The sequence below is a fragment of the Streptomyces sp. NPDC096132 genome, assembly GCF_044763345.1.
GTDB lineage: Bacteria > Actinomycetota > Actinomycetes > Streptomycetales > Streptomycetaceae > Streptomyces.
In genome coordinates this window covers 691,258-711,810 of record NZ_JBIWGA010000001.1, presented here as the reverse complement: position 1 = coordinate 711,810, position 20,553 = coordinate 691,258, and the positions used below count along the sequence as shown (strand labels likewise).

At 68.3% G+C, this 20,553-nt stretch carries 22 protein-coding genes; 8 read left to right on the top strand and 14 right to left on the bottom strand.

Annotation, left to right across the window (positions count from 1 at the left end):
• Positions 1 to 81: 81 nt before the first annotated feature.
• Positions 82 to 1,197: an endonuclease/exonuclease/phosphatase family protein gene (locus ACIRF9_RS03035; protein ID WP_403815349.1), complete on the top strand. Its 1,116-nt coding sequence runs from the start codon at positions 82 to 84 to the stop codon at positions 1,195 to 1,197.
• Here ACIRF9_RS03035 and ACIRF9_RS03030 read toward each other — a convergent pair.
• The gene (locus ACIRF9_RS03030; RefSeq protein ID WP_403815346.1) at positions 1,176 to 1,379 is read right to left on the bottom strand and encodes a DUF397 domain-containing protein; all 204 of its coding nucleotides are present in this window, start codon (positions 1,377 to 1,379) and stop codon (positions 1,176 to 1,178) included. The genes ACIRF9_RS03035 and ACIRF9_RS03030 overlap by 22 nt on opposite strands.
• Positions 1,361 to 2,185, bottom strand: a complete 825-nt coding sequence (locus ACIRF9_RS03025; RefSeq protein ID WP_403816096.1) for a helix-turn-helix domain-containing protein — start codon at positions 2,183 to 2,185, stop codon at positions 1,361 to 1,363. Before ACIRF9_RS03025 ends, ACIRF9_RS03030 begins: the two co-directional genes overlap by 19 nt.
• Before the next feature lie 172 nt (positions 2,186 to 2,357).
• Here ACIRF9_RS03025 and ACIRF9_RS03020 point away from each other — a divergent pair, with 172 nt between their 5' ends.
• Both ACIRF9_RS03020 and ACIRF9_RS03015 read left to right on the top strand, forming a co-directional pair.
• The gene (locus tag ACIRF9_RS03020; RefSeq protein ID WP_403815343.1) at positions 2,358 to 2,615 is read left to right on the top strand and encodes a hypothetical protein; all 258 of its coding nucleotides are present in this window, start codon (positions 2,358 to 2,360) and stop codon (positions 2,613 to 2,615) included.
• Between the two features lie 253 nt (positions 2,616 to 2,868).
• Positions 2,869 to 3,843, top strand: a complete 975-nt coding sequence (locus ACIRF9_RS03015) for an SGNH/GDSL hydrolase family protein (protein ID WP_403815340.1) — start codon at positions 2,869 to 2,871, stop codon at positions 3,841 to 3,843.
• 86 nt (positions 3,844 to 3,929) lie between these two features.
• Here the strand turns inward: ACIRF9_RS03015 and ACIRF9_RS03010 are convergent, their stop codons facing one another.
• Positions 3,930 to 5,312, bottom strand: a complete 1,383-nt coding sequence (locus ACIRF9_RS03010; RefSeq protein ID WP_403815338.1) for a glycine--tRNA ligase — start codon at positions 5,310 to 5,312, stop codon at positions 3,930 to 3,932.
• 150 nt (positions 5,313 to 5,462) lie between these two features.
• On the opposite strand from ACIRF9_RS03010, the gene ACIRF9_RS03005 reads away from it, so the two are divergent.
• The 4 genes from ACIRF9_RS03005 to ACIRF9_RS02990 are packed head-to-tail and all read left to right on the top strand — an operon-like array spanning position 5,463 to position 8,587.
• Positions 5,463 to 6,416: a metal ABC transporter substrate-binding protein gene (locus tag ACIRF9_RS03005; RefSeq protein ID WP_403815335.1), complete on the top strand. Its 954-nt coding sequence runs from the start codon at positions 5,463 to 5,465 to the stop codon at positions 6,414 to 6,416.
• A gap of 20 nt (positions 6,417 to 6,436) precedes the next feature.
• Positions 6,437 to 7,195: a metal ABC transporter ATP-binding protein gene (locus ACIRF9_RS03000; RefSeq protein ID WP_403815332.1), complete on the top strand. Its 759-nt coding sequence runs from the start codon at positions 6,437 to 6,439 to the stop codon at positions 7,193 to 7,195.
• A 10-nt stretch (positions 7,196 to 7,205) separates the two neighbouring features.
• On the top strand, positions 7,206 to 8,108 hold the full coding sequence (locus tag ACIRF9_RS02995; protein ID WP_403815329.1) for a metal ABC transporter permease: 903 nt from the start codon (positions 7,206 to 7,208) through the stop codon (positions 8,106 to 8,108).
• 59 nt (positions 8,109 to 8,167) lie between these two features.
• Entirely contained in the window at positions 8,168 to 8,587 is a 420-nt protein-coding gene (locus ACIRF9_RS02990; protein WP_403815326.1) for a Fur family transcriptional regulator, read from the top strand.
• Between the two features lie 10 nt (positions 8,588 to 8,597).
• On the opposite strand, the gene ACIRF9_RS02985 is transcribed toward ACIRF9_RS02990, so the two are convergent.
• From ACIRF9_RS02985 to ACIRF9_RS02940, 10 genes are all read right to left on the bottom strand, one after another.
• Positions 8,598 to 9,932 carry a histidine-type phosphatase gene (locus ACIRF9_RS02985; protein ID WP_403815323.1) on the bottom strand — a complete coding sequence of 445 codons (1,335 nt, stop codon included), beginning with the start codon at positions 9,930 to 9,932 and terminating at the stop codon, positions 8,598 to 8,600.
• 95 nt (positions 9,933 to 10,027) lie between these two features.
• Entirely contained in the window at positions 10,028 to 10,879 is an 852-nt protein-coding gene (locus tag ACIRF9_RS02980; protein WP_403815320.1) for an isoprenyl transferase, read from the bottom strand.
• A 48-nt stretch (positions 10,880 to 10,927) separates the two neighbouring features.
• On the bottom strand, positions 10,928 to 11,674 hold the full coding sequence (gene recO / locus ACIRF9_RS02975; RefSeq protein WP_403815317.1) for a DNA repair protein RecO: 747 nt from the start codon (positions 11,672 to 11,674) through the stop codon (positions 10,928 to 10,930).
• A 56-nt stretch (positions 11,675 to 11,730) separates the two neighbouring features.
• Entirely contained in the window at positions 11,731 to 12,582 is an 852-nt protein-coding gene (locus tag ACIRF9_RS02970; protein ID WP_403815314.1) for a DUF6879 family protein, read from the bottom strand.
• 11 nt (positions 12,583 to 12,593) lie between these two features.
• A complete protein-coding gene (locus ACIRF9_RS02965) occupies positions 12,594 to 13,562 on the bottom strand; it encodes a DUF6879 family protein (RefSeq protein WP_403815311.1) in 969 nt (322 codons plus the stop codon).
• 43 nt (positions 13,563 to 13,605) lie between these two features.
• On the bottom strand, positions 13,606 to 14,574 hold the full coding sequence (locus ACIRF9_RS02960; RefSeq protein WP_403815308.1) for an SCO2521 family protein: 969 nt from the start codon (positions 14,572 to 14,574) through the stop codon (positions 13,606 to 13,608).
• On the bottom strand, positions 14,574 to 15,560 hold the full coding sequence (locus ACIRF9_RS02955) for an SCO2522 family protein (protein ID WP_403815305.1): 987 nt from the start codon (positions 15,558 to 15,560) through the stop codon (positions 14,574 to 14,576). Before ACIRF9_RS02955 ends, ACIRF9_RS02960 begins: the two co-directional genes overlap by 1 nt.
• Positions 15,557 to 16,477, bottom strand: a complete 921-nt coding sequence (locus ACIRF9_RS02950) for an SCO2523 family variant P-loop protein (protein ID WP_403815303.1) — start codon at positions 16,475 to 16,477, stop codon at positions 15,557 to 15,559. The genes ACIRF9_RS02955 and ACIRF9_RS02950 overlap by 4 nt, the downstream gene beginning before the upstream one ends.
• A 13-nt stretch (positions 16,478 to 16,490) precedes the next feature.
• Complete coding sequence (locus ACIRF9_RS02945; RefSeq protein ID WP_403815300.1) at positions 16,491 to 18,338, bottom strand: SCO2524 family protein; 1,848 nt, start codon at positions 18,336 to 18,338, stop codon at positions 16,491 to 16,493.
• A gap of 51 nt (positions 18,339 to 18,389) precedes the next feature.
• Positions 18,390 to 19,226 carry an SCO2525 family SAM-dependent methyltransferase gene (locus tag ACIRF9_RS02940; RefSeq protein WP_403815297.1) on the bottom strand — a complete coding sequence of 279 codons (837 nt, stop codon included), beginning with the start codon at positions 19,224 to 19,226 and terminating at the stop codon, positions 18,390 to 18,392.
• A 17-nt stretch (positions 19,227 to 19,243) separates the two neighbouring features.
• On the opposite strand from ACIRF9_RS02940, the gene ACIRF9_RS02935 reads away from it, so the two are divergent.
• Positions 19,244 to 19,705, top strand: coding sequence for a GNAT family N-acetyltransferase (locus ACIRF9_RS02935; protein WP_403815294.1), 462 nt, complete (start codon positions 19,244 to 19,246; stop codon positions 19,703 to 19,705).
• On the opposite strand, the gene ACIRF9_RS02930 is transcribed toward ACIRF9_RS02935, so the two are convergent.
• Complete coding sequence (locus tag ACIRF9_RS02930; protein ID WP_403815291.1) at positions 19,691 to 20,503, bottom strand: SCO2525 family SAM-dependent methyltransferase; 813 nt, start codon at positions 20,501 to 20,503, stop codon at positions 19,691 to 19,693. The two genes, ACIRF9_RS02935 and ACIRF9_RS02930, sit on opposite strands and share 15 nt — an antisense overlap.
• Positions 20,504 to 20,553 lie beyond the last annotated feature (50 nt).

Genomic DNA, 20,553 nt, shown 5'->3' with positions numbered 1-20,553 from the left:
CCATACTTGTCGACACGACAGCCCTCCCCGACACCCGGAAAATGAGGATTGTCCGCGAACAGTCACCCCCAGGGAGGGGCCATGACGATCCGCATCGGCACGTACAACGCGGAGAACCTGTTCCGACGGCCCAAGGTCTTCGACATACCGGACCCCGCCGAGCGCCAGCGGGTCCTGGAGGACTTCAACGAGCTGGTGGGCCTGCTCGACAAGGCCGTCTACAGCGACGAGGACAAGACCCGCATCGCGCAGATCATCAAGGAGCACCGGGCCTACGACACCGATCCCGACCACCCGCGCCCGCCGTTCGTGGTCCAGCAGACCCGCGGCGGCACGGCCTCGCTCTTCAAGCAGAGCGGCCCCGAGGACGATCCGCAGATCACCGTCACCGCCAAAGGCCGCGCGAAGTGGACCGGTTGGGCCGAGATGGTGCGCTCCGAACTCGACTGGGACGTGGTCCGCAACACCGGCCGGGTCGTCGCCGAGGTCAACGCCGACATCCTGCTCACGGTCGAGGTCGAGGACCGGCTCACCCTGGAGCGGTTCAACCAGCAGGTGCTGGGCGGGGCGCTCGGGAAGCGGCCGTACCCGTACAGCATGCTGATCGACGGCAACGACCCGCGCGGCATCGACGTGGGCATCCTCAGCCGGCACCCGATCACGTCGATCCGGTCGCACATCTTCGACCTGCGCGACAACGGCGAGCCGGTGTTCAGCCGGGACTGCGTGGAATTCGAGATCGCGGTCAACGGGACGCCGCTGTGGATCCTCGGCAACCACTTCAAGAGCAAGCGGGGCGGCGGAGGCGGAGGCGGACTGCGGCTCGCCCAAGGCACCCGCGTCGCCGAGATCTACGCCGACGCCCTGCTGCGCTCGCCCCGCGTCCTCATCGCCGGCGACCTCAACGACTCCCCCGAGAGCGCGCCCGTCAAGAAACTGCTGGCCACCGGCGCGCAGGACGCGATGAGCCACCCCTCCTACACGGGCGACCTCGGCACCTTCGGGACCGGCCACTCCCTCGACCAGAAGATCGACTACCTGCTGTGCTCACCGGAGCTGTTCGGCAAGGTGCAGCACGTGGACGTGGAGCGGCGCGGGGTGTGGGCGCCGAAGTCGTTCAAGTCCTTCGACACGGTGACGTCCAAGGCCGACGAGGCGTCGGACCATGCGGCGCTCTACGCGGACGTGGACTTGTAGACGCCGATGAAGTGGGCCCAGGCCTCCGCCCCGAAGAGGAGTACTCCTCGGGCGGGGGCCTTGCTGTCGCGGACGGGGGTGAGGGAGGGGACGTTGTCGGCGACTTCGAGGCAGGCGCCGCCTTCGGAGTTGCTGTAGCTGCTCTTGCGCCACGTGATGTTGCTCAGGTCGACGGCTCGCACGGCACTTCCTCCAACATCCGCAGGATGAACGACCGCGACTCAGCAGGGTTGAGAGCCATGTCGCGAATCGCATCATATCTGCGCTGCAAGTCCTCAACCTTGCTTGTTTCCTCGATGAGTTCGCCGCGCACGATGTTCTCGACGTAGGCCACGGTACGGCCGTCCGGAAGCCGCAGGTACGTCACAGGGGTGTCCATCAGACCGTGCAGCCCGGCACCGAACGGCAGCACAAAGAGGGAGATGTTCGAGCGTTCCGACACGGCCGCCAGATACTCCAGCTGCTGCCGTCGCGAGTTACGCAGCACTGCCTCAGAAAGGACAGTCCGGAACGGTGGTGCGCCGTCCCCCTCCAACAGCTTTCGGCGTCCGATGCGCGCATCGACCTGCTGGTCCAGCTCCTCTCCGTCGAGGCCACCTGTTGCGAGCAACTCGCGTGCGTATTCCGGAGTTTGAAGCAGACCGTGCACCACACTGCCGCCGTAGTGCCACAAACTGATGGCCTCGGCCTCCAGCACCATGTACCGCCGGAACTGCTCCTTGAACCGCGAGGGATCCGCCATCGCCAGCTCCCACAACGCCAGCAGCAGCCCCGGCGTCCCGTAGTACTGGTCCAGCGCCTCCACGACCTCGGGTCCGCCCAGCGTGTGCCCGTTCTCCAGCTTGCCGAACTGCGACGGATCCCAGCCGACCACCTTCGCCAGGTCCCGCAGGCTCACACCCTTCCCCTGCCGCAGTAACCGCAGCTCCTCCGCGAACCGTTGCCTCGGCTCCTGGCTCCGCCCCGTGATCACTCGCCTCGGCGGCATCGCATCGCGTCCCTCCGTGGAATTTGTGGAATTTACGGCGCCGGACGGCGAACAACCCCTCGTCAGCGGCATGCCGACCCGTCTCCAGGGGCCATCCTGATGACAGCCCCCACCACCCAGAGTAACCCAACCCTCACATTTCGTATGGAAGTTGGGTAAAAGGAGTGACCCCATGCAGCACGAACCCGGCGCCCTCCTCTACGACCCCGCCACGGACAAGGTCGGCGAGTACCAGGACCGCTCCGGCCCCTACGCGATGCTCCGCCCCGTCGGCGGCGGCCGGGAGTGGGAGGCCGACCCCGCCGCACTGCGGCCGGCCACGGAACGGGAGCGGCTGCAAGCGAACCTCCGCGCGGTGAACGCGCGCCCCCGCACCGACGGCCCCTTCATGCTCGGCCTGCGCCGCCCGCCCGCCGATGATCGCGAATAGGCCAGCCGCCGATGCCGCGTCACCGACCGTAGCCGTACCGGACGACAGGAATCCTCTTCCCCATCGCTCACATACCGCACCGGTCCGACAAGCGATGATCACGCATGGCCGTCACACCGGAAGCGTCCGCTCGGAACGCTCCCGAAACACCCCTGGACCCCACCGTAGGTAACTGTCGGTATTGGATCTAGTGCGCAAAGTAACGTCGCACGTACGGTCAAAGGGACGCCAACCCCGCCTCCCTGGAGGATTCGTGGCAAGCTCCCGTACTCGACTCGCCCTGCTCGGCTCGGCCGCGGTTCTCACCGCGGGCGCCCTCGCTCCAGCACAACTCGCCGGGGCGCAACCCGCCGCCGCGGCGTCCTACGACTGGGTCGCCCTGGGCGACTCCTACACCGCCGGGGTGATCCCGGCCTCCGGAGACACCTTCGAAGTCCCCCGCGACGGCTGCGAGCGCACCGACCGGTCCTACCCCCAGGTCATCGACCGCGACCTCGGCGGGCTCATCGACCTGACCAACGTGAGCTGCGGCGCCGCCACGATCGAGGACGTCACCTTCAGGGCCCAGGAGCCGATCGGCCGCCACCTGCCACCGTTCTCCGAGGACCCGGACTACCCGTTCCCCCCGGTGCCTCCTCAGTCCGAGGCGGTCAAGCCCGGCACCGACGTGATCACCGTCGGCGTGGGCGGCAACACCCTCGGGTTCGCCGACATCCTCATGACCTGCCTGCAACTGGGCTCGGGCAGCGGCGGCGTGGGCACCCCGTGCAAGGACGACCTGGCCGACAACATCCCCGCCAAGCTGACCAAGGTGGGCAAGGACTACGACGAGATGCTCACCGTGCTCCACGAGAAGGCCCCGCACGCCAAGATCCTGACCGTCGGCTACCCCACGGTCATCCCCGAGGACACCTCGAAGTGCCGGTACAACGACCTGGAGCAGTTCGGCCCGATCACCCAGGGTGACCTGGACTGGCTCCGCCAGGACGTCCTGGAACCCCTCAACAAGGTCATCGAGAAATCGACCGGCACACAGGACTCCGCCGGCTTCGTGAACCTCTCCGACTCTTCCCAGAACCACAGCGTCTGCGACACCGGCAAGTGGGTCGAGGGCCTCTTCACCCGCGTCCCCGACCAGACGGCCCTCGTACACCCCAACGCCCGGGGCCACCGCAACGCCGCCGACCACGTCACAGAGGCGATCCTGAACGCCATCTCCCCGAGCTGACCCCCACCACCCCACAGCACGAGGCCGGTCCCGACGGGTACTCCCCGCCGGGACCGGCCTCGTTCGCTGCTGACTGCCGTGGGCGGCTACGCGCCGACGAGGCGCCCGGCCAGGTAGCCCTCGATCTGGTCCAGCGACACGCGCTCCTGCTTCATGGAGTCACGCTCGCGGACGGTGACCGCGTTGTCGTCCAGGGTGTCGAAGTCGACGGTGACGCAGTACGGCGTACCGATCTCGTCCTGGCGGCGGTAGCGGCGGCCGATCGCGCCCGCGTCGTCGAACTCGATGTTCCAGTGCTGGCGCAGCGCGGCGGCGAGGCCCTTGGCCTTCGGGGACAGTTCGGGGTTCCTCGAAAGGGGCAGGACCGCGACCTTCACGGGGGCCAGGCGGTGGTCGAGGCGCAGCACCGTGCGCTTCTCCAGCTTGCCCTTGGCGTTGGGGGCCTCGTCCTCGACGTAGGCGTCCAGGAGGAAGGCGAGCATCGCGCGGCCGACACCGGCCGCGGGCTCGATGACGTACGGAGTCCAGCGCTCGCCGGCCTCCTGGTCGAAGTAGGAGAGGTCCTGGCCGGAGGCCTTGGAGTGCGCGCCGAGGTCGTAGTCGGTGCGGTTGGCGACGCCCTCGAGCTCGCCCCACTCGTTGCCGCCGAACTGGAAGCGGTACTCGATGTCAGCGGTGCGCTTGGAGTAGTGGGAGAGCTTCTCCTTCGGGTGCTCGTACCACCGCATGTTCTCCTCGCGCAGGCCCAGGCCGGTGTACCAGTTCCAGCGCTGCTCCATCCAGTACTCCTGCCACTTCTCGTCCTCGCCCGGCTTGACGAAGAACTCCATCTCCATCTGCTCGAACTCGCGGGTGCGGAAGATGAAGTTGCCGGGCGTGATCTCGTTGCGGAAGGACTTGCCCATCTGCGCGATGCCGAACGGCGGCTTGCGGCGCGAGGTGGTCTGCACCTGGGCGAAGTTGGTGAAGATGCCCTGGGCGGTCTCGGGGCGCAGGTAGGCGATCGAGCCGGAGTCCTGGGTGGGGCCGAGGTGGGTGGAGAGCAGGCCCGAGAACTGCTTGGGCTCGGTGAAGGTGCCCTTGTTGCCGCAGTTGGGGCAGTTGAGGTCCGCCAGGCCGTTCTCCGGGAGGCGGTTGTGCTTGGCCTCGTAGGCCTCCTCCAGGTGGTCCGCGCGGAACCGCTTGTGGCAGGAGGTGCACTCGGTCAGCGGGTCGGTGAAGGTGGCGACGTGACCGGAGGCGACCCAGACCTCGGGGGCCAGGATGACGGACGAGTCGATACCGACCACGTCCTCGCGCGACGTCACCATGTAGCGCCACCACTGGCGCTTCAGGTTCTCCTTGAGCTCGACACCCAGCGGTCCGTAGTCCCAGGCGGCACGCTGGCCGCCGTAGATCTCACTGCAGGGGAATACGAAGCCACGGCGCTTGCTCAGGCTGACGATGGTGTCGATCTTGTCGGCGGCCACGGTGCTCTCTTCATAACGACGACGGGCGACGAAGCGGAGATGCTTCCAGCGAATGATTCAGGGTACCGGCGGGGGCTCCCCCTCGACCAAATCGGTTCCCGCGCGGAGGCTTGTTGACAACGGTTTCCATATTTGTTGAAAATGACTGTCATGAACGTACGACGACTCATACCGGGCACCGCCCTCGCGGCGGTCACCGCCCTCGGCCTCGGCACCCTCACCGCCTGCTCGGGCGCGAGCGCCGCCGGCAACACGGACAAGTTCGACGTCGTCGCGTCGTTCTACCCGATGGCCTTCCTCGCCCAGCAGATAGGCGGGGACCATGTGAACGTCACCAGCCTGACCGAGCCCGGCCAGGAGCCGCACGACCTGGAGATCAGCGCCAAGCAGACCGCGCAGCTCCAGGAGTCCGACGCGGTGCTCTACCTCAAGAACCTCCAGCCCTCCGTCGACGACGCGGTGGCCCAGTCCGAGGTCAAGACGAAGATCGACGCCTCCACCCTCACCTCGCTGGAGAAGCACGGCAACGAAGTCGGCGGCCACGCGGCCGAGCACGACGACCACGAGGACGAGGAGCTGTCCGGCCTCGACCCCCACATCTGGCTCGACCCGGTGCGCTACGCCCAGGTCGCCGAGGGCGTCGGCAAGGCCTTCGAGAAGGCCGACCCGGACCACGCGGCCGACTACAAGGCCAACACCGCGACCCTGGTGAAGAAGCTCGACGACCTGAACACCGAGTTCAAGACCGGGCTCGCGGACACGAAGACCAAGGTCTTCATCACCACCCACGCCGCCTTCGGCTACCTCGCCGAGCGCTACGGCCTGACCGAGGAGGCCATCAACGGCCTCGACCCCGAGTCGGAGCCCAGCGCCGCCCGCGTGAAGGAGCTTGAGAAGATGGCGAAGGCCGACGGCGTCACCACCGTGTTCTACGAGACGCTCGTCAGCGACAAGACCGCGAAGACCATCGCCTCCGACGCCGGACTGAAGACGGACGTCCTCGACCCGATCGAGGGCATCACGGACAAGTCCCGGGGCAACAACTACTTCTCGGTCCAGAGGGCGAATCTCAAGGCGCTGCAGACGGCCCTGGGAGCCAAGTGACCAGCCGATCGGAGAGCGGCATGACCGAGCCCGTCATTTCCCTGCGCGGGGTCCGCGCCGACCTGGGCTCGCGGCCCGTCCTGCGAGGCATCGACCTCACCGTGCACCGCGGTGAGGTCGTCGCGCTGCTCGGCGCCAACGGCTCCGGCAAGTCGACGGCCGTGCGGACCGTCATCGGGCAGGTGCCGGTCACCGCCGGTGAGGTCGAGCTGTTCGGCACCGCGCGGAATCGGTTCCGGGACTGGGCGCGGGTCGGGTACGTCCCCCAGCGCACCACGGCCGCCGGCGGCGTCCCCGCCACCGTGACGGAGGTCGTCTCCTCCGGCCGTCTGTCCCGCACCCGCTTCGGCGTCTTCCGCAAGGCCGACCGGGACGCCGTACGGCACGCCCTGGACCTGGTCGGCATGGCGGACCGGGCCAAGGACAACGTCGACGCGCTCTCCGGCGGCCAGCACCAGCGCGTCCTGATCGCCCGCGCCCTCGCCTCCGAGCCCGAGCTGCTGATCATGGACGAGCCGATGGCGGGCGTGGACCTGGCGAGCCAGGAGGTCCTGGCGCGGACCCTCAAGGACCAGGTCGCGGCCGGTACGACGGTCCTCCTCGTCCTGCACGAACTGGGCCCCCTGGAGCCCCTGATCGACCGGGCGGTCGTCCTGCGCGACGGCTGTGTGCAGCACGACGGCCCGCCCCCGAAGGCCGTCGGCCAGCACGCCCTGCCCGGCCACGACCACGTCCACCCCCATGACCACGAGCCGATGCGCACCGGCCTGCTGAGCTGACGGACTTGTAATGGACTTCCTCGACTACGCATTCATGCAGCGGGCCCTGCTCGCCGCCGTCCTGGTCGGCATCACCGCCCCCGCCGTCGGCATCTACCTGGTCCAGCGCCGCCAGGCCCTGATGGGCGACGGCATCGGCCATGTCGCGATGACCGGCGTCGGCCTCGGCTTCCTGCTCTCCGCGTCCCCGGTCTGGATGGCGACGGCGGTCTCGGTCCTCGGCGCGGTGCTGATGGAACTGATCCGCTGGTACGGCAGGACCCGCGGCGACATCGCCCTCGCCATGCTCTTCTACGGCGGCATGGCCGGCGGCGTGATGTTCATCAACCTCGCCCCGGGCGGCTCCAACGCCAATCTGACGTCGTACCTCTTCGGCTCCCTGTCGACCGTGTCGGAGTCCGACGTGACGGCGATCTGCCTCCTGGCCGCCTTCGTCGTCCTGGTCACCCTCGGCCTGCGCCGCCAGCTCTTCGCTGTCAGCCAGGACGAGGAGTTCGCCAGGGTGACCGGCCTCCCGGTCCGCGCCCTGAACCTGCTGACCGCGGTCACGGCGGCCGTGACGGTCACCGTCGCGATGCGCGTCGTGGGCCTGCTGCTGGTGTCGGCCCTGATGGTGGTCCCCGTGGCCGCCGCCCAGCAGCTCAGCCGCAGCTTCGCCGCGACCTTCGCGATCGCCGTGACGATCGGCGTGACGGTGACGATCGGCGGCACGGTGACCTCGTACTACCAGGACGTCCCGCCCGGCGCGACCATCGTCCTGCTGACCATCGCCGCGTTCATCGCGCTCAGCGCGCTGGCCGCCCCCCTGGCCCGCCGCCGCGCCCGTGCCCGCGCGGCCTCCGCACCCGCCGGCGACCCGGCGGAGTGCGCGATTCCGGCCACACGAGGAGCCGGCGAGGGAGTCGGCGTCTGACCGGGCACAGGCCGGGCTGGCACAATGGCCCGGCAAGCCGCAGACGTGAGGAGGCAACGGTGACGACCGCTGGACCGCCCGTGAAGGGCCGCGCCACCCGGCAGCGGGCCGCCGTCTCGGCGGCGCTGAACGAGGTCGACGAGTTCCGCAGCGCGCAGGATCTCCACGACATGCTCAAGCACAAGGGCGACTCGGTCGGCCTGACCACCGTGTACCGCACCCTCCAGTCCCTCGCCGACGCCGGCGAGGTCGACGTCCTGCGCACCTCCGACGGCGAGTCCGTCTACCGCCGCTGCTCCACCGGCGACCACCACCACCACCTCGTCTGCCGCGCCTGCGGCAAGGCGGTCGAGGTGGAGGGACCGGCAGTGGAGAAGTGGGCGGAGGCGATCGCGGCGGAGCACGGGTATGTGAACGTGGCGCATACGGTGGAGATCTTCGGGACCTGTGCGGAGTGTGCGACGGCCTCCGGGGGTTGAGCCGGGGTGCTCAGCCGCGGTTGAAGCAGTGCTCCAGTTCGTTCAGGTCGTAGAACTTGCTGCCCTTGGAGACGGGGTGGCAGGCGGCCTTGAAGGCTGTCTCCTTCTCGTTGTAGAGCATGCGGACCAGGTAGTCGTCGCCCTTCTTGAAGACGTCCCACTGGATGTTGGAGCCGAGGGGGGCGACCTCGGCGCCGCGCCAGGGGTTGGTGGCGTAGGTGTACGGGGCGGTCGGTGTCGCCGGCTTCGTGCTGCCGGGCAGGCCCATCAGGGCGGCCAGCGGGATGATCTCCTCGGCGTGGGTGAAGCGGAGTTCGGCGCCGAGGGTGCTGGTGCCGGCCTTCTTGGCCTCCACCTGGCGGAAGAAGTCGTCGAGGAGGACGTCCGCCATCTTGTACGTGATGTCGCTGTCGGCGAAGCCGGGGCCCTTCTCGTAGAAGTCCTCGGTGTCGCTGAGGTAGCCGAACCAGGCAGCGTCGGAGGTGGAGATGTACCGCTGCATCCCCCAGCCCTCGCCGTCCGGGGACTCCTCGGCCATCGCGGGGGCGATGGCGTACAGGTTGTAGACGGCCGTGGCGGCGGCGACCTGGTCGGCGGTGGAGAGCTGGTCGACGAAGGCGGAGGTGAACAGGCGCCGCAGGACGCTGTGGGCGGCCTCGTGGGTCCTCGGCTGGTCGGTGAGGGACGCGAGGGTGCTCGCGAGGCGCTGGTCGTTCGCGATGTAGTCGCGGTACGCCGCGCCGCCGGCCGCCTTGTGGAAGTACAGCAGGTCCTTGTCGGTGCGGGTCGCGCCGATGAGGGGCTTCAGGTCCGGGTCGGTGTCGGCGAGGGCGGCCGCGTACACGTTGGCGCTGTCGACGGCCCGGCCCTGGCCCGAGCTGACGACGTCGATCTTCTCGCCGTCGCGCGCGATGCCTGCGAAGAGGGACGGCAGGCGATGCGCCGTACGGACGGCCGTGTCGTGGATCTCCTGCTTGCCGAGGCCGCTGAGACTGCCGTAGCCGATCTTCGCCATGGCGGCCTGGAGCGCGCGGACCTTCGGGCCGAACTCCTCGCCCTTGCCGGTGAGTTGGCCGACCGCCTCCGCCTTGTCCCACAGGGCGAGGATCAGGTCGCCGTCCTCGCCGTCGGTCGCGGAGCGGGAGCCGTGCCGGGAGACGTTCTCCGTGAAGACGGGGGTGAAGCCGGCCGGGGGGCGCTGGTAGGAGTGCGCGCTCTGCTCGGGCGCGTACGTGGCCTTGGTGCCGTAGCTGTCGCGGTGTGCCGGACGCGGGGCGGCGTCGGAGGCGTGGGCGGGCAGCGCGGTGAGCACCAGGGCGCCTAGGGCGGGGGTGACGCGGTTCATGTACGGGCCGTTTCGACTGGTGGGAGACCTAGGACCTAGCGGGAGACCGGAGACGATCTCCCGCAGCGTCGGCGAGCCCGGTGAACGCGCGGAGGCTACGAAGTGACCTCCTGGTCAGGAGTGCTTCCCTCCATGGCCAAGAGTTCCTCGTTCGGGATCGCGCCGCCGAAGCGGCGGTCCCGGGAGGCGAACTCGATGCACGCCCGCCACAGGTCGCGCCGGTCGAAGTCCGGCCACAGCACGTCCTGGAAGACCATCTCGGCGTACGCGCTCTGCCAGATCAGGTAGTTGGAGGTGCGCTGCTCGCCGCTCGGCCGCAGGAACAGGTCGACGTCCGGCATGTCCGGGTAGTACAGGTACTTCGCGAGGGTCTTCTCGGTGATCTTGGAGGGGTCGAGGCGCCCCGCCTTCACGTCCTCCGCCAGCGCCTGCGCCGCGTCGGCGATCTCCGCCCGCCCGCCGTAGTTCATGCAGAAGTACAGGGTGAGGCGGTCGTTGTCCTTGGTCTGCTCCTGGGCGACCTGGAGCTCCTTGGCGACCGACTTCCACAGCTTGGGCATCCGGCCCACCCAGCGCACCCGGATACCGAGGGCGTCGAGCTCGTCGCGGGTCTTGCGGATGAAGTCGCGGTTGAAGTTCATCAGGAAGCGGACCTCGTCGGGCGAGCGCTTCCAGTTCTCGGTGGAGAAGGCGTACAGGGAGATGTTGCGGACACCGATCTCGACCGCGCCCTGGAGGACGTCGAGGACGCGCTCGGCGCCGACCTTGTGGCCCTCGGTGCGGGGCAGCCCGCGCTCCTTGGCCCAGCGGCCGTTGCCGTCCATGACGATCGCCACGTGCTCGGGGACCAGCTCACCGGGGAGCTTCGGCGCGCGGGCGCCGGACGGGTGCGGCTCCGGCGCCTTGTACTCCCGACGCTGCCGCCCCAGGAACCCGCGTACGACCATGTCTTTCTCGTCTCCTCTGTACTTACTTTCCGTACTTGCTTCTCGTACTTACTTTTCCACGTACCGAAGGGAGCGCAGGCCGCGCTCCAGATGCCAGTGCAGGTAGGCGGAGACCAGTCCGCTCCCCTCCCGGACGTACCGCGGCTCGGCCGCGTCCGCGGTCTCCCAGTCTCCCGTGAGCAGCGCGCCCAGCAGGACCAGGGTCTGCGGCGAGGGTACGACGCTGCCGGCCACCCGGCAGTCGGCGCAGACGCTGCCGCCGGAGGCGACCGAGAAGAACCGGTTCGGGCCGGGCATTCCGCACTTCGCGCAGGCGTCGAAGCTGGGGGCGTAGCCGTTGACGGCGAGGGAGCGCAGCAGGAAGGCGTCGAGGACGAGGTGGGGGGCGTGCTCGCCCCGGGCCAGCGTCCTGAGCGCCCCGACGAGCAGCAGGTACTGCTGCACGGCCGGCTCGCCCTCGTGGTCGGTGAACCGCTCGGCGGTCTCCAGCATGGCCGTCCCTGCGGTGTAGCGCGCGTAGTCGGTCACGATCCCGCCGCCGTACGGCGCGATGGTCTCGCTCTGCGTGCAGAGCGGCAGCCCGCGCCCGACCAGCTCGCTCCCCCGCGCGAAGAACTGCACGTCGACATGCGAGAACGGCTCGAGCCGCGCCCCGAACTTCGACTTCGTCCGCCGCACCCCCCGAGCCACCGCCCGCACCCGGCCGTGCCCGCGGGTGAGCAGCGTGATGATGCGGTCGGCTTCGCCGAGCTTCTGGGTCCGCAGGACGATGCCGTCGTCCCGAAAGAGACTCATCGCACACCGCCGCGGCGCCGCTGGGGGCGGAACTGGCTCATGGCGTCCATTCTCGCCTATGCGGCGGGGGGCGTGTGCTGGAGTTCCGCGGCGGCCGCCCACAGCTGCGCGAACCGGCGCATCAGGGGCTGGACCACTTCGCGCCGGGCGTTCACGGCGGTCCTGGAGTTCAGCCCCAGCTGGTCGGGGTGGATCTCGTAGGACAGCGCCTGATCGAAGACGATGAAGTCGATCATGTTGCCGCGGCGGTGGTGGGCCGGAAGTTGGTCCAGGGCCACCACACGCACCTCGATGCCCAGCTCCCGCTGCTCCTGGCAGACGGGAGCCAGAGCAGCGCGCTCCTCGCCTTCCTTGACGATGAACAGGCGCCGGACCGTGACGCTTCTCTCGACGATCGCCTCGCGCTGGGCGGTGAGATAGCGGTTCGCGGGTTCGGTGGACCAGAAGCCGTCGTCGACAACGCTGGTGCTGATGGCGTCGATGCTGTGCCGGGTGCACTTGGTGAGCGTCATCAGCCAGTCGTGGTTCTCGCCGGGAGTCTCGGCGCTGAGGCTGATGAGGTCTTCGATCACTCCGGCGAGCCGGTTGATCTCCTCGTTGGCGAAGTCGTGCAGGATCCCGGGCCCGCTGGAGACCACCTTGGTGGCGTTCTCGGCGAGCCGCGGCACCCCGTCCCCGCGCAGCTTCTCCACCTCGCTGAACAGCTTGGTGGCCCTGCCCATGTCGGCGAAGCGCCGGTCGACCGAGTCCTGCACGGCGCGCATCTGGTTCACGAACGACACCAGGACCTGCTCGATCAGCACGATGCCGCCGCACAGCACGGAGAGCACGAGCTGCCAGGGGCCCTCGTCGTCGGACGAGACGACGCCGGTGAGCAGGTAGACGAGGCCACCCACCACAGCAGCCACAAGGAGCCTCTTCATGATGTCGGGCGCCCGACTGCCGGCTCGGGTTCGGTGGCCGCCTCCCACAGGTCGTGGAAACGCCTGACCTGCCCCTCGACCCGGCGGGCATCCGCGTCGAGTCTGGTCTGGAGGTTGCTCTGCTGCCGGTCCGGTTCGAACTCCAGGTACAGCGAGTCGTCGAAGATCACGACGTCTCGTGCGGCCGCCCGGTTGTGCCGGTTTCGAGTGAGGACCATGTAGCGCACCTTGATGCCGAGATCACTCTGTCCTCGGCAGAGCCCCAGGAACCTGGCCATGAACTCAAGGTCGCTCTCCTCCGCGACATTGATCATGAAGAGCCGTCGGATGGTCACACCGGAGACCCGCATCGCCTCGAGCTGCGCGTCCAGGTAGTCCCCCGCCGGATCCGTGTCCCAGAAGGGCCGGTCCACGGAGCTGCTCGTGGCGTCGATGGTGCGCCGGGCGCACTCGGTGAGCCTGATGAGCCACTCGTTGTTGTCCCGCGGCCAGTGGGCGGTCATGCCGGTCAGGTCCGTGACGACCGAGGCGAGACTTTCTATCTCGGCACGGGCGAACGCCTTCGCTATCTCCGGACCCTGCGACCCCACCAGGCTCGCACTCCTGATCAGACGTCTCGCGTCACTGGCGCTCATACCCGCCTGGTCGAGTTCGCTCAGCAGCCCGGCGGCCTCACTCAGCCGGACGAAGTGATCGTGAAGCTCTTGAGTCCGCTGTCGCTGGCCTCTCTCCATCGTGGCCAGCCGCTGCTCGAAGTCGACCATGTACTGCACGATGAGTGCCGAACCACCGATGACGATGGACACCGCGAGCTGCCACAGTTCCTCCCCGGACTGGTTCACCAGATTGGTGATCACATAAGCGACCGTGCTCACGACAACCGAGATGAGTGTCTTGAGCACGACGGGCGCTATCCGCACCCCTCCCGCCGTCGCCGGTCCCGGTGTGCCCGATGCTCCGTCCATGCCAGCCTCTCCCCCCGCCAGGTGTCCGTAGGATGGTGCCCGGTCAGCGCGAGGTCGGCACCTCGTTCCCCAACCGAATGGTGTGGAGCGACAGTTGGTCGCGGATGCGCTGGGCGAGGGCGTTCCACTGCCTGCTGAAGCCCGGGGTCCTCTCCAGTTCGTCCCAGGCGGTGCGCAGGGTGGGGTCGACGCGGGCCCGCGGCATCCACAGGTGCAGCAGGTGGTCGACGAGCGGCCGCAGCACCTTCAGGACGGCCCGGTCGCCGTCGGAGCCGACCCGCAGTCCGTCGAGTTTGTCGGCGACGGTGGTCAGCAGCCAGTCGTGCAGGGCGAGGTCCTCGCACAGCCCGGCCGCGGCGGCGGGCGCGGTGCCGGGCGGCAGCCGCAGTTCGACGATTCGCAGACCGTCGTCGGCCACGGTGAACCGCAGGGCCGGCTCCTCACCATCGGCGACTGCCGCTGCCGTCCAGCGCAGGCTGGTGTCGGCCGTGGTGAGCGGGGTGTCGTAGTCGAGGATCCGGTGCTCCCGGGAGATCCTCGCGAGCAGGCTCTCCGCGACGGAGCCGACGTCCAGCTCGCCCGGTCGATGGCCGGTGAGGAAGCCTTCGGTGACGGACTTCTCGGGCAGCCGGCCGACCGGCACCAGACAGCCGGGCCGGACCAGGTAGTAGCCCCAGGGCTGCCGCCGGTCGGGGCCGGAGGCGGGCGCGGAGAAGTACGCCGTGGACTGCAGGACCCGCCCCTCGGTGAGGGCCGCCCGGGCCGTCACGGTGCCCACCGCGCGGCTGCGGGCGCCGGTGGCGGTGGGCAGCAGGCAGTCGACGCCGGTGAGGACCTCCGGGGAGACGGCGTGCCGGTCGGGGCGCCGGAAGACCCGTACGCGTTCGTCGGCGCGCAGCCGCAGCAGTTCCACGGCGGCCCGCTCGTCTACCGCGTCCCGAGTGGGCAGCAGACAGGTGCGCACCTCGCCGCAGACGAGGACGGGACCGTCGTCGGTGCCCAGGCCGCCCATCACAGCCCCGGCGGGAACACGTAGGAGGTGCGGTCCACCACCCCGGCGGGCACGGCGAAGCCCTCCGCTGCGGACCGCTCGGCAACCTGGCCGAGCACCTCGGCCTCGACCTGGACCTGGTCGAGGACGACGCGTACGGCGTGCTCGACGGGCAGGAAGCGGGCGGGGAGCACGCTGCAGGTGATGTACGCGGTGAAGGGCGCGGCCTGCGGGTTGAGGCGCAGGACGGGCGGCAGCGCGTCCCACTCGGCCGGGAACTCCTTGTCGTCCCAGGGGGTGGGGGTGAGCACCGCGCGGCCGTTGTCGCGCAGCAGTCCGAGGCGGACGAGCTGCCAGACGGAGGCGAGGAAGGCGCAGGACCAGGTGCGCTCGTCCTCGGGGCCGTTCCACAGTTCGACGTCCATGAAGACGGAGTGGCCGCGGGCGCCGGTCTCGCTGGGCGGCTGCCAGACGGTGCCGGTGGAGTCGAGGGCCGCGGAGGTGCGCTGTGCGGGGGTGCGCCGGCCGTTGGTGAGCCAGCCGGTACGGCTGACAGGCGGGCGGAAGCCGTTGCTGCCGGGCGGCGGTGACTCCACGAGCCGGTGCAGGACGGACTCGGCGAGTTCGGCCCGGTCCCGGTGCGCGGGGTCGGCCACGGCGCATCCCGACTCGCGGGCCAGGTAGTCGATGGTCAGCCCGGCTTCGGCGGCGGCCTCGAGGAGCGGCGGTATCAGCTCGGCAGGGGTGGAGAGCCGGGAGAAGTAGTCGTCGATCAGGAAGCAGGTGCTGATCCGGGGGCGCCGGCCGACGGGCAGCGGGCCGAGGCCGGCCCGGGCGGCTTCCACCCAGGGCCGCACCGCGGCGAAGTGCCGGCGCAGCCGGGCGGGCCCTTCGACGAAGTCCTCCATGTACAGGTGGCCCAATTCCAGGGAGAGATGGGAGAACGGCACGGATTCCGTGCGCGGTTCGGCACTGGTCTCCCGGAAGACGGCCGCGGACCCGTTCACAGCTCCCCCCAGAACCTGTCGTCGGTCACCCGTTGGGCGAGATCTCCCATGGCCTGCCAGGTCTCGTTGTTGGCGATCCTGCGGTCGTGCACGTCCTCGTCGGTGATGAGGCGTTCCTGCCATTGCAGGACGGGTTCCAGGGGAATGGAGGTCAGCACCCGGGTCTTGCCGATTCCGCGGCCCGCGGCCAGCTCCTCGAGCTCCTTGTCGCACTTGCGCATCCACGCGTACTGAGCGGGAGACACCTGTGACCACAGGGGGGACTCGAGATCGGGTACGGCGGCCCGGACGAAGCGGATCGAACCGTTGAGCGCGTCGGACGGATGCCCCATGGCTGTACCGGCCTGCACAATTCCTTGTTTTCCGTACACGAGTTCGGCGGTGGCCATCACATGCTGGCGGGTCCAGCGGTGATAGACGAGCCAGCGTGACTTGAGTCGGCCGAGCCCGCCGCGGGGTGAGGTGGCGACGAGCGCGAGGTCCATCGCGTAACTGCGTCCGGCGCTCAAGTCCACGATGATGACGTCGAATTCGCGTTTCAGGCCGAGCAGGAGATCGACGCAGCGGTGCAGGTTCTCCTCGTCGGTGACGAATTCCCCGCCGGTGCGGTCACCCGGCACCAGGACGAGCCGGCCGGAACCGCCGGGCCTGCTGCGCAGGTCGGGGTGCTCGGTGCGGGCCCAGACGTCCACGCGGCGCGGTTTGCCGGTCTTGCCCTGGAGATACGAGTGCAGTCCGTACCCCTCGACCTCGACGAGGACGTCAGGCACATCGAACACGGTGGCCGCGGTGGGGGAACCGAAGTCGAAGTCCAGGTAGCAGACGTCGTCACCGCCCAGGGCCAGGTGGTACGCGAGGTTGGCGCTCGTCACGGAGCGGCCCGTGCCTCCCTTGTCGGAGGCGGCGAACACGAGCACGGATCACACTCCCTCAGTCCGTCTCACGGGCACGGGCGAGAACGTCGAGCCTGCCGAGAACTCCGAGGGCCAACTTGTAGGCGGTGCCGGGCTGTTTGTCGACCAGCCGACGGGCGCGGCGCAAGTCTGCCTCCGCTGTCTTGATCTGTTCGCCCTGGGAGCTCCTGGGAGCCGGTGCCGGGCGATCCTCTTGTTCCTTGCCCAGAAGATGGGCAGCCTCGCTGATCACCGACCGTGCCAGTGCCGACAGTTCGAGACTACGGATCGGGTCCCGGCCGTAAAGGGTGTGCGCGGCCACCATGCACTCGCAGACGCGCTCGGTAATGCTCCACGACAGTGGTTCCTTGCCGATCGGGGCTTCGGGATGCACGGCATGCACGTCGTCCCAGAGGCCGACTCCCTCGCCCTCCCTGATGCGACGCCCCCAGATGTGATCGAGAATGTCCTCGGCGAGCCTGAGCAATCGATCCTCCGAGGCCAAGTCCCGTGACAGGGCGCACAGTTGGACGGTCCGCTTGAACAACTGAGTGGAGAAGTCGCTCATCGTCCAGGTCATTTCCGGCCCCAGTGTGCTGCTGCCCAGCAGTGGCATGGTGACCCCGGGGCTGTGCAGTCCGACAGCGGGGTCGTCCCGGCTGACGCCCCCGGTGATCCCGCCGCGTTCGGCAAGGCGTTCCATGACGCTGACGAGTCGCGTGAGGTTGTGGTCGGTGGTACGACGACGCATCAGGTCGTGAACCAGAATGGAGACGGCGGTGAGCGAGAAGTACGCCGATTCCGGCAACCGGGGCGTGGTGCGCCAGGGGATCACTTCCAGGGGCCAGGCACCCTCCTCGAAGCGGGCGATGGTGGACCAGTACTGCTGGGTGATCTCCCAGCGCAGCTGGAGAGCGTCGGCCAGCTTCTGCTGTTCGGCGTCGAGCAGCCCGAGGACGAAGGTGCGATCGGAGAAGAGGTCGACGATGCCGTCCAGGGCGACGACGGTGAAATGGAGATAGGGCACGCCGCAGGCGACGCCCTGGGGCTGCCGGCCGATGGCCTGGGCGGTCCCTGGTTCCGTCTCGATCTGCGGTGCCCCCTGCACCACGCTCCACGCCCAGCCGCACTCGAACAGCCGGTTCTCGTTGCGCAGTTCGTCGGTCACCTCGGTGTCCAGCCCGAGAGTGAAGCTCTCCGTGATCAGGGCACGCAACGACGTGAAATGGTGTTGGAAGCGCTGGAGCACCTGCCGGTCGGAGAGCCGACCGCGGCCGAGCAGCCGGGCGAGTGTCTGCCCCTGCTCGGAGGAGATGTCAACGACGTTCACGGTGAAGGAGCGCACCAGGCCCACCATGGCGGCGGTGAGCCGGGCGCCGGCGAGTTGCCTGAGCTGTTCTATGCGGGCGAGGGCGGCTCCTCGCTGGGTCTTTGCCCGGTAGCCCCTGCAGAATTCGAGCGTGGCCAGACACAGACTCACCGACATGGAGTAGGAGTCGACGACATCGACGTTCCGCTGCTCCGTGGTGAGTTCCTGCTCGGGATCGGCAGGGGCGTAGTAGTGACCGCCGGCGAAGGTGGGGCCCTCCTGGTCCCGGTGCTTCTCCATGAAGTCGGTGAGGGCCGCCACCAGACGCAACGGTATGTCGGTGGTGTCACCGGCCTTGGCCAGTGCGTGTGCCACGTCCGGCTGGGTGGTGTCGGGGTTGTCGAGACGGAACGCGTCGATCTCCGTGGCGGGGTAGAGAAGGCAGAGCAGCCGCTCCGCGTCCGCGACGCTGCTGCGGCCGCCCCACTCTCCCCAGGACCATTCGCCTTCCTCGAAGGAGTGACGGGCAATGGCCCGCCACATCTCCAGTAGATGCTGACGCGGCTTGATCTGCACTCTGTGCCCCCTCACAGATCATGTCGTCAGGGCAGTGCAAGACCTACCCGTCTACCGGAACCCGCAAGCAAGGATCATGGAGGTGTAGCCGGTTCGTACCTTGGGTCCGTCGATCCGGTGAATCAGAAACTCGCGGGCATGCGCGCCCACCGCCTGATGAATGTGCGACTGATCCACGTCGCACGCGGGGAACTCGGTGTGTTTCACCTTGTACCCCTCGGAGTGTTCCATGAAGGCGGCTGCGAACGGAGCCCCCGGGGCGAGTGCTTCCAGGAAGCGTTTCACTCCTCCCTTGAAGACGTCCAAGTCGGTGGAAAGGGATTCGGCGACGAAGAACATGGTGCCGATCTCCCACTGTCCGGGCCGGTCGAGTGCGAAGAGGTCTCCCTGCTCGACCCGGGCCACCTTGCCGAGTCTGTCCCATGGCCCGCCGGACAGAGCCGCGTAGGAGTCGTCCTTGCACAACTGCTGCCAGAAGGCGTCCCAGCCGGAGTCGTGCTCGTCGAGCTGTCGCTCCAGATATCGCAGATTCGGCCTCGACCGATCGAGCAGGGTGATCTCGTCGCACCAGGGCAACATCGTGAACGCCGGGTAGAGGTTCGCGCCGGCGCCCACGTCGATGCCACGCACCCGTCGGCTCGGATTGCCGCGGAAATGATCACTGAAGTGGGCGCGGACGATCGATATGATCGCCTCGTCGGCCCATAGCACCGTGCGGTAGTTCTTCTCGACGTAGGCATCGGGGTCGAACGCGTCCCACAGTTCGGCTGTGTTCGGCTGCGCAGGATTTCTCGGTGATCCCAAAGACATGCCCCACGGTATCAGCACGGTCCAGCCCGGCACGCGCCACCGAACACGCCATCCGAGGACTTGAACGATCGGGATCATCGGGCAATTCTGGTTCGATGCCAGCACTTCGCCCGATCCTGCGGGTACGCAAGGCCACCGACCGGGATCTGTCCGACCTCTTGCTCGTGGACCGTGAGGCCTTCCCCGGCGATCCGTACCCCTACTCCGTCCTGCGCCAGTTCATGGACACGTTCACGGACCATCTGAGGGTCGTGGAGGCCGACGGGCGCCTGTGCGGATACGTACTGGCCACGCCCCCGAACCAGGCGCGGAGTTGGATCTTCAGTCTGGGCGTCAGCCCTGACATGCGCGGGCAGGGGCTGGGCCGGAGGCTCATGACGGAGACGCTCGATGCGCTGCGGGCCGAGGGCGCGGCCACCGTCCTGCTATGGGTCGAGCCGAGCAATAAACAAGCCGTCGCCCTCTACGAGTCCCTGGGCTTCGTACCTTCCGACAAGCCCCTCAAGGACCACTTCGGCCCCGGCGAGGACCGGCTGCTCATGTCACTGACGTTCTGAAGCGGTGAGGAGAGGGGTTCCGTCGAAGTCCGTGGCGCGCGTCCCCTGAGCAAGGATCAATCCACAGTACCCGTGGCGCACGAGATCGTGCGGATTGTGGAGACGGTACACCTTCACGTCAGGGGTGAAATTTTCGAGCTCCTTCCTGACCTCGGCCCCGTCGATGTCACGGGCCGGATACTCGAACTCGCCGACGCGGTATCCCAGGGAATGCTCCATGAATGCGGCGACGAAGGGCGCGCCCGGCTTCAGGGCACCCATGAAACAGCCCACCCCGCGCCGGAACTCTTCGAGCGAGGTGGTAATGGATTCGGCGACGAAGAACATGGTGCCGAGATCCCAGCGGCGGGTGTCGGCGCGGAGGTCGAAGAGGCTCCCGGGCTCGGGCTGCTGGACGGCTTCCCTGAAGCGGACACGTGGGGTGACGTCGAGTTCGGCATATGCCGGGTCCTCGCACAGGATGTCCCAGTACTGGTCCCAGTGGGGGTCGTACCCGTAGACCTGGCTGTTGAGGTAGTCGAGATTCCTGGCGGACCGCTCCAGGAGCGTGATCCGGTCGCACCAGGGAAGCATGGCAAGAGCGGGATAGAGATTGGGACCGGTGCCGACGTCAATACCGGAGGGGACTCTGCCGCTCCCCCGGAAATGATCACTGAAGTGGTCCCGCACTCGCGAGATGATCTCCTCGTCCACCGCCTGCATAGCGAGGTAGTTGTGCCTGATGTACTCCTGGGGGTCGAAGTCGTCCCAGCGCACGTCGGCATTCTGTTTTTGATCGGCGGTGGTTCCATATTCCATGGTTGACTCTACCGTAAGTCCGCATGCCCAAAAGGTTTTTGATTCGATGG

Bases quoted from the DNA above. Each gene is read 5' to 3' on its own strand.
- ACIRF9_RS02930 (WP_403815291.1), bottom strand. From the start codon at position 20,503: ATGGAATATGGAACCACCGCCGATCAAAAACAGAATGCCGACGTGCGC.
- recO (WP_403815317.1), bottom strand. From the start codon at position 11,674: ATGAGTCTCTTTCGGGACGACGGCATCGTCCTGCGGACCCAGAAGCTC.
- ACIRF9_RS02935 (WP_403815294.1), top strand. From the start codon at position 19,244: ATGCCAGCACTTCGCCCGATCCTGCGGGTACGCAAGGCCACCGACCGG.
- ACIRF9_RS02940 (WP_403815297.1), bottom strand. From the start codon at position 19,226: ATGATCCCGATCGTTCAAGTCCTCGGATGGCGTGTTCGGTGGCGCGTG.
- ACIRF9_RS02960 (WP_403815308.1), bottom strand. From the start codon at position 14,574: ATGGGCGGCCTGGGCACCGACGACGGTCCCGTCCTCGTCTGCGGCGAG.
- ACIRF9_RS02995 (WP_403815329.1), top strand. From the start codon at position 7,206: ATGGACTTCCTCGACTACGCATTCATGCAGCGGGCCCTGCTCGCCGCC.
- ACIRF9_RS03025 (WP_403816096.1), bottom strand. From the start codon at position 2,185: ATGCCGCCGAGGCGAGTGATCACGGGGCGGAGCCAGGAGCCGAGGCAA.
- ACIRF9_RS03035 (WP_403815349.1), top strand. From the start codon at position 82: ATGACGATCCGCATCGGCACGTACAACGCGGAGAACCTGTTCCGACGG.
- ACIRF9_RS02985 (WP_403815323.1), bottom strand. From the start codon at position 9,932: ATGAACCGCGTCACCCCCGCCCTAGGCGCCCTGGTGCTCACCGCGCTG.
- ACIRF9_RS03000 (WP_403815332.1), top strand. From the start codon at position 6,437: ATGACCGAGCCCGTCATTTCCCTGCGCGGGGTCCGCGCCGACCTGGGC.
- ACIRF9_RS02965 (WP_403815311.1), bottom strand. From the start codon at position 13,562: ATGGACGGAGCATCGGGCACACCGGGACCGGCGACGGCGGGAGGGGTG.
- ACIRF9_RS02980 (WP_403815320.1), bottom strand. From the start codon at position 10,879: ATGGTCGTACGCGGGTTCCTGGGGCGGCAGCGTCGGGAGTACAAGGCG.
- ACIRF9_RS03020 (WP_403815343.1), top strand. From the start codon at position 2,358: ATGCAGCACGAACCCGGCGCCCTCCTCTACGACCCCGCCACGGACAAG.
- ACIRF9_RS03005 (WP_403815335.1), top strand. From the start codon at position 5,463: ATGAACGTACGACGACTCATACCGGGCACCGCCCTCGCGGCGGTCACC.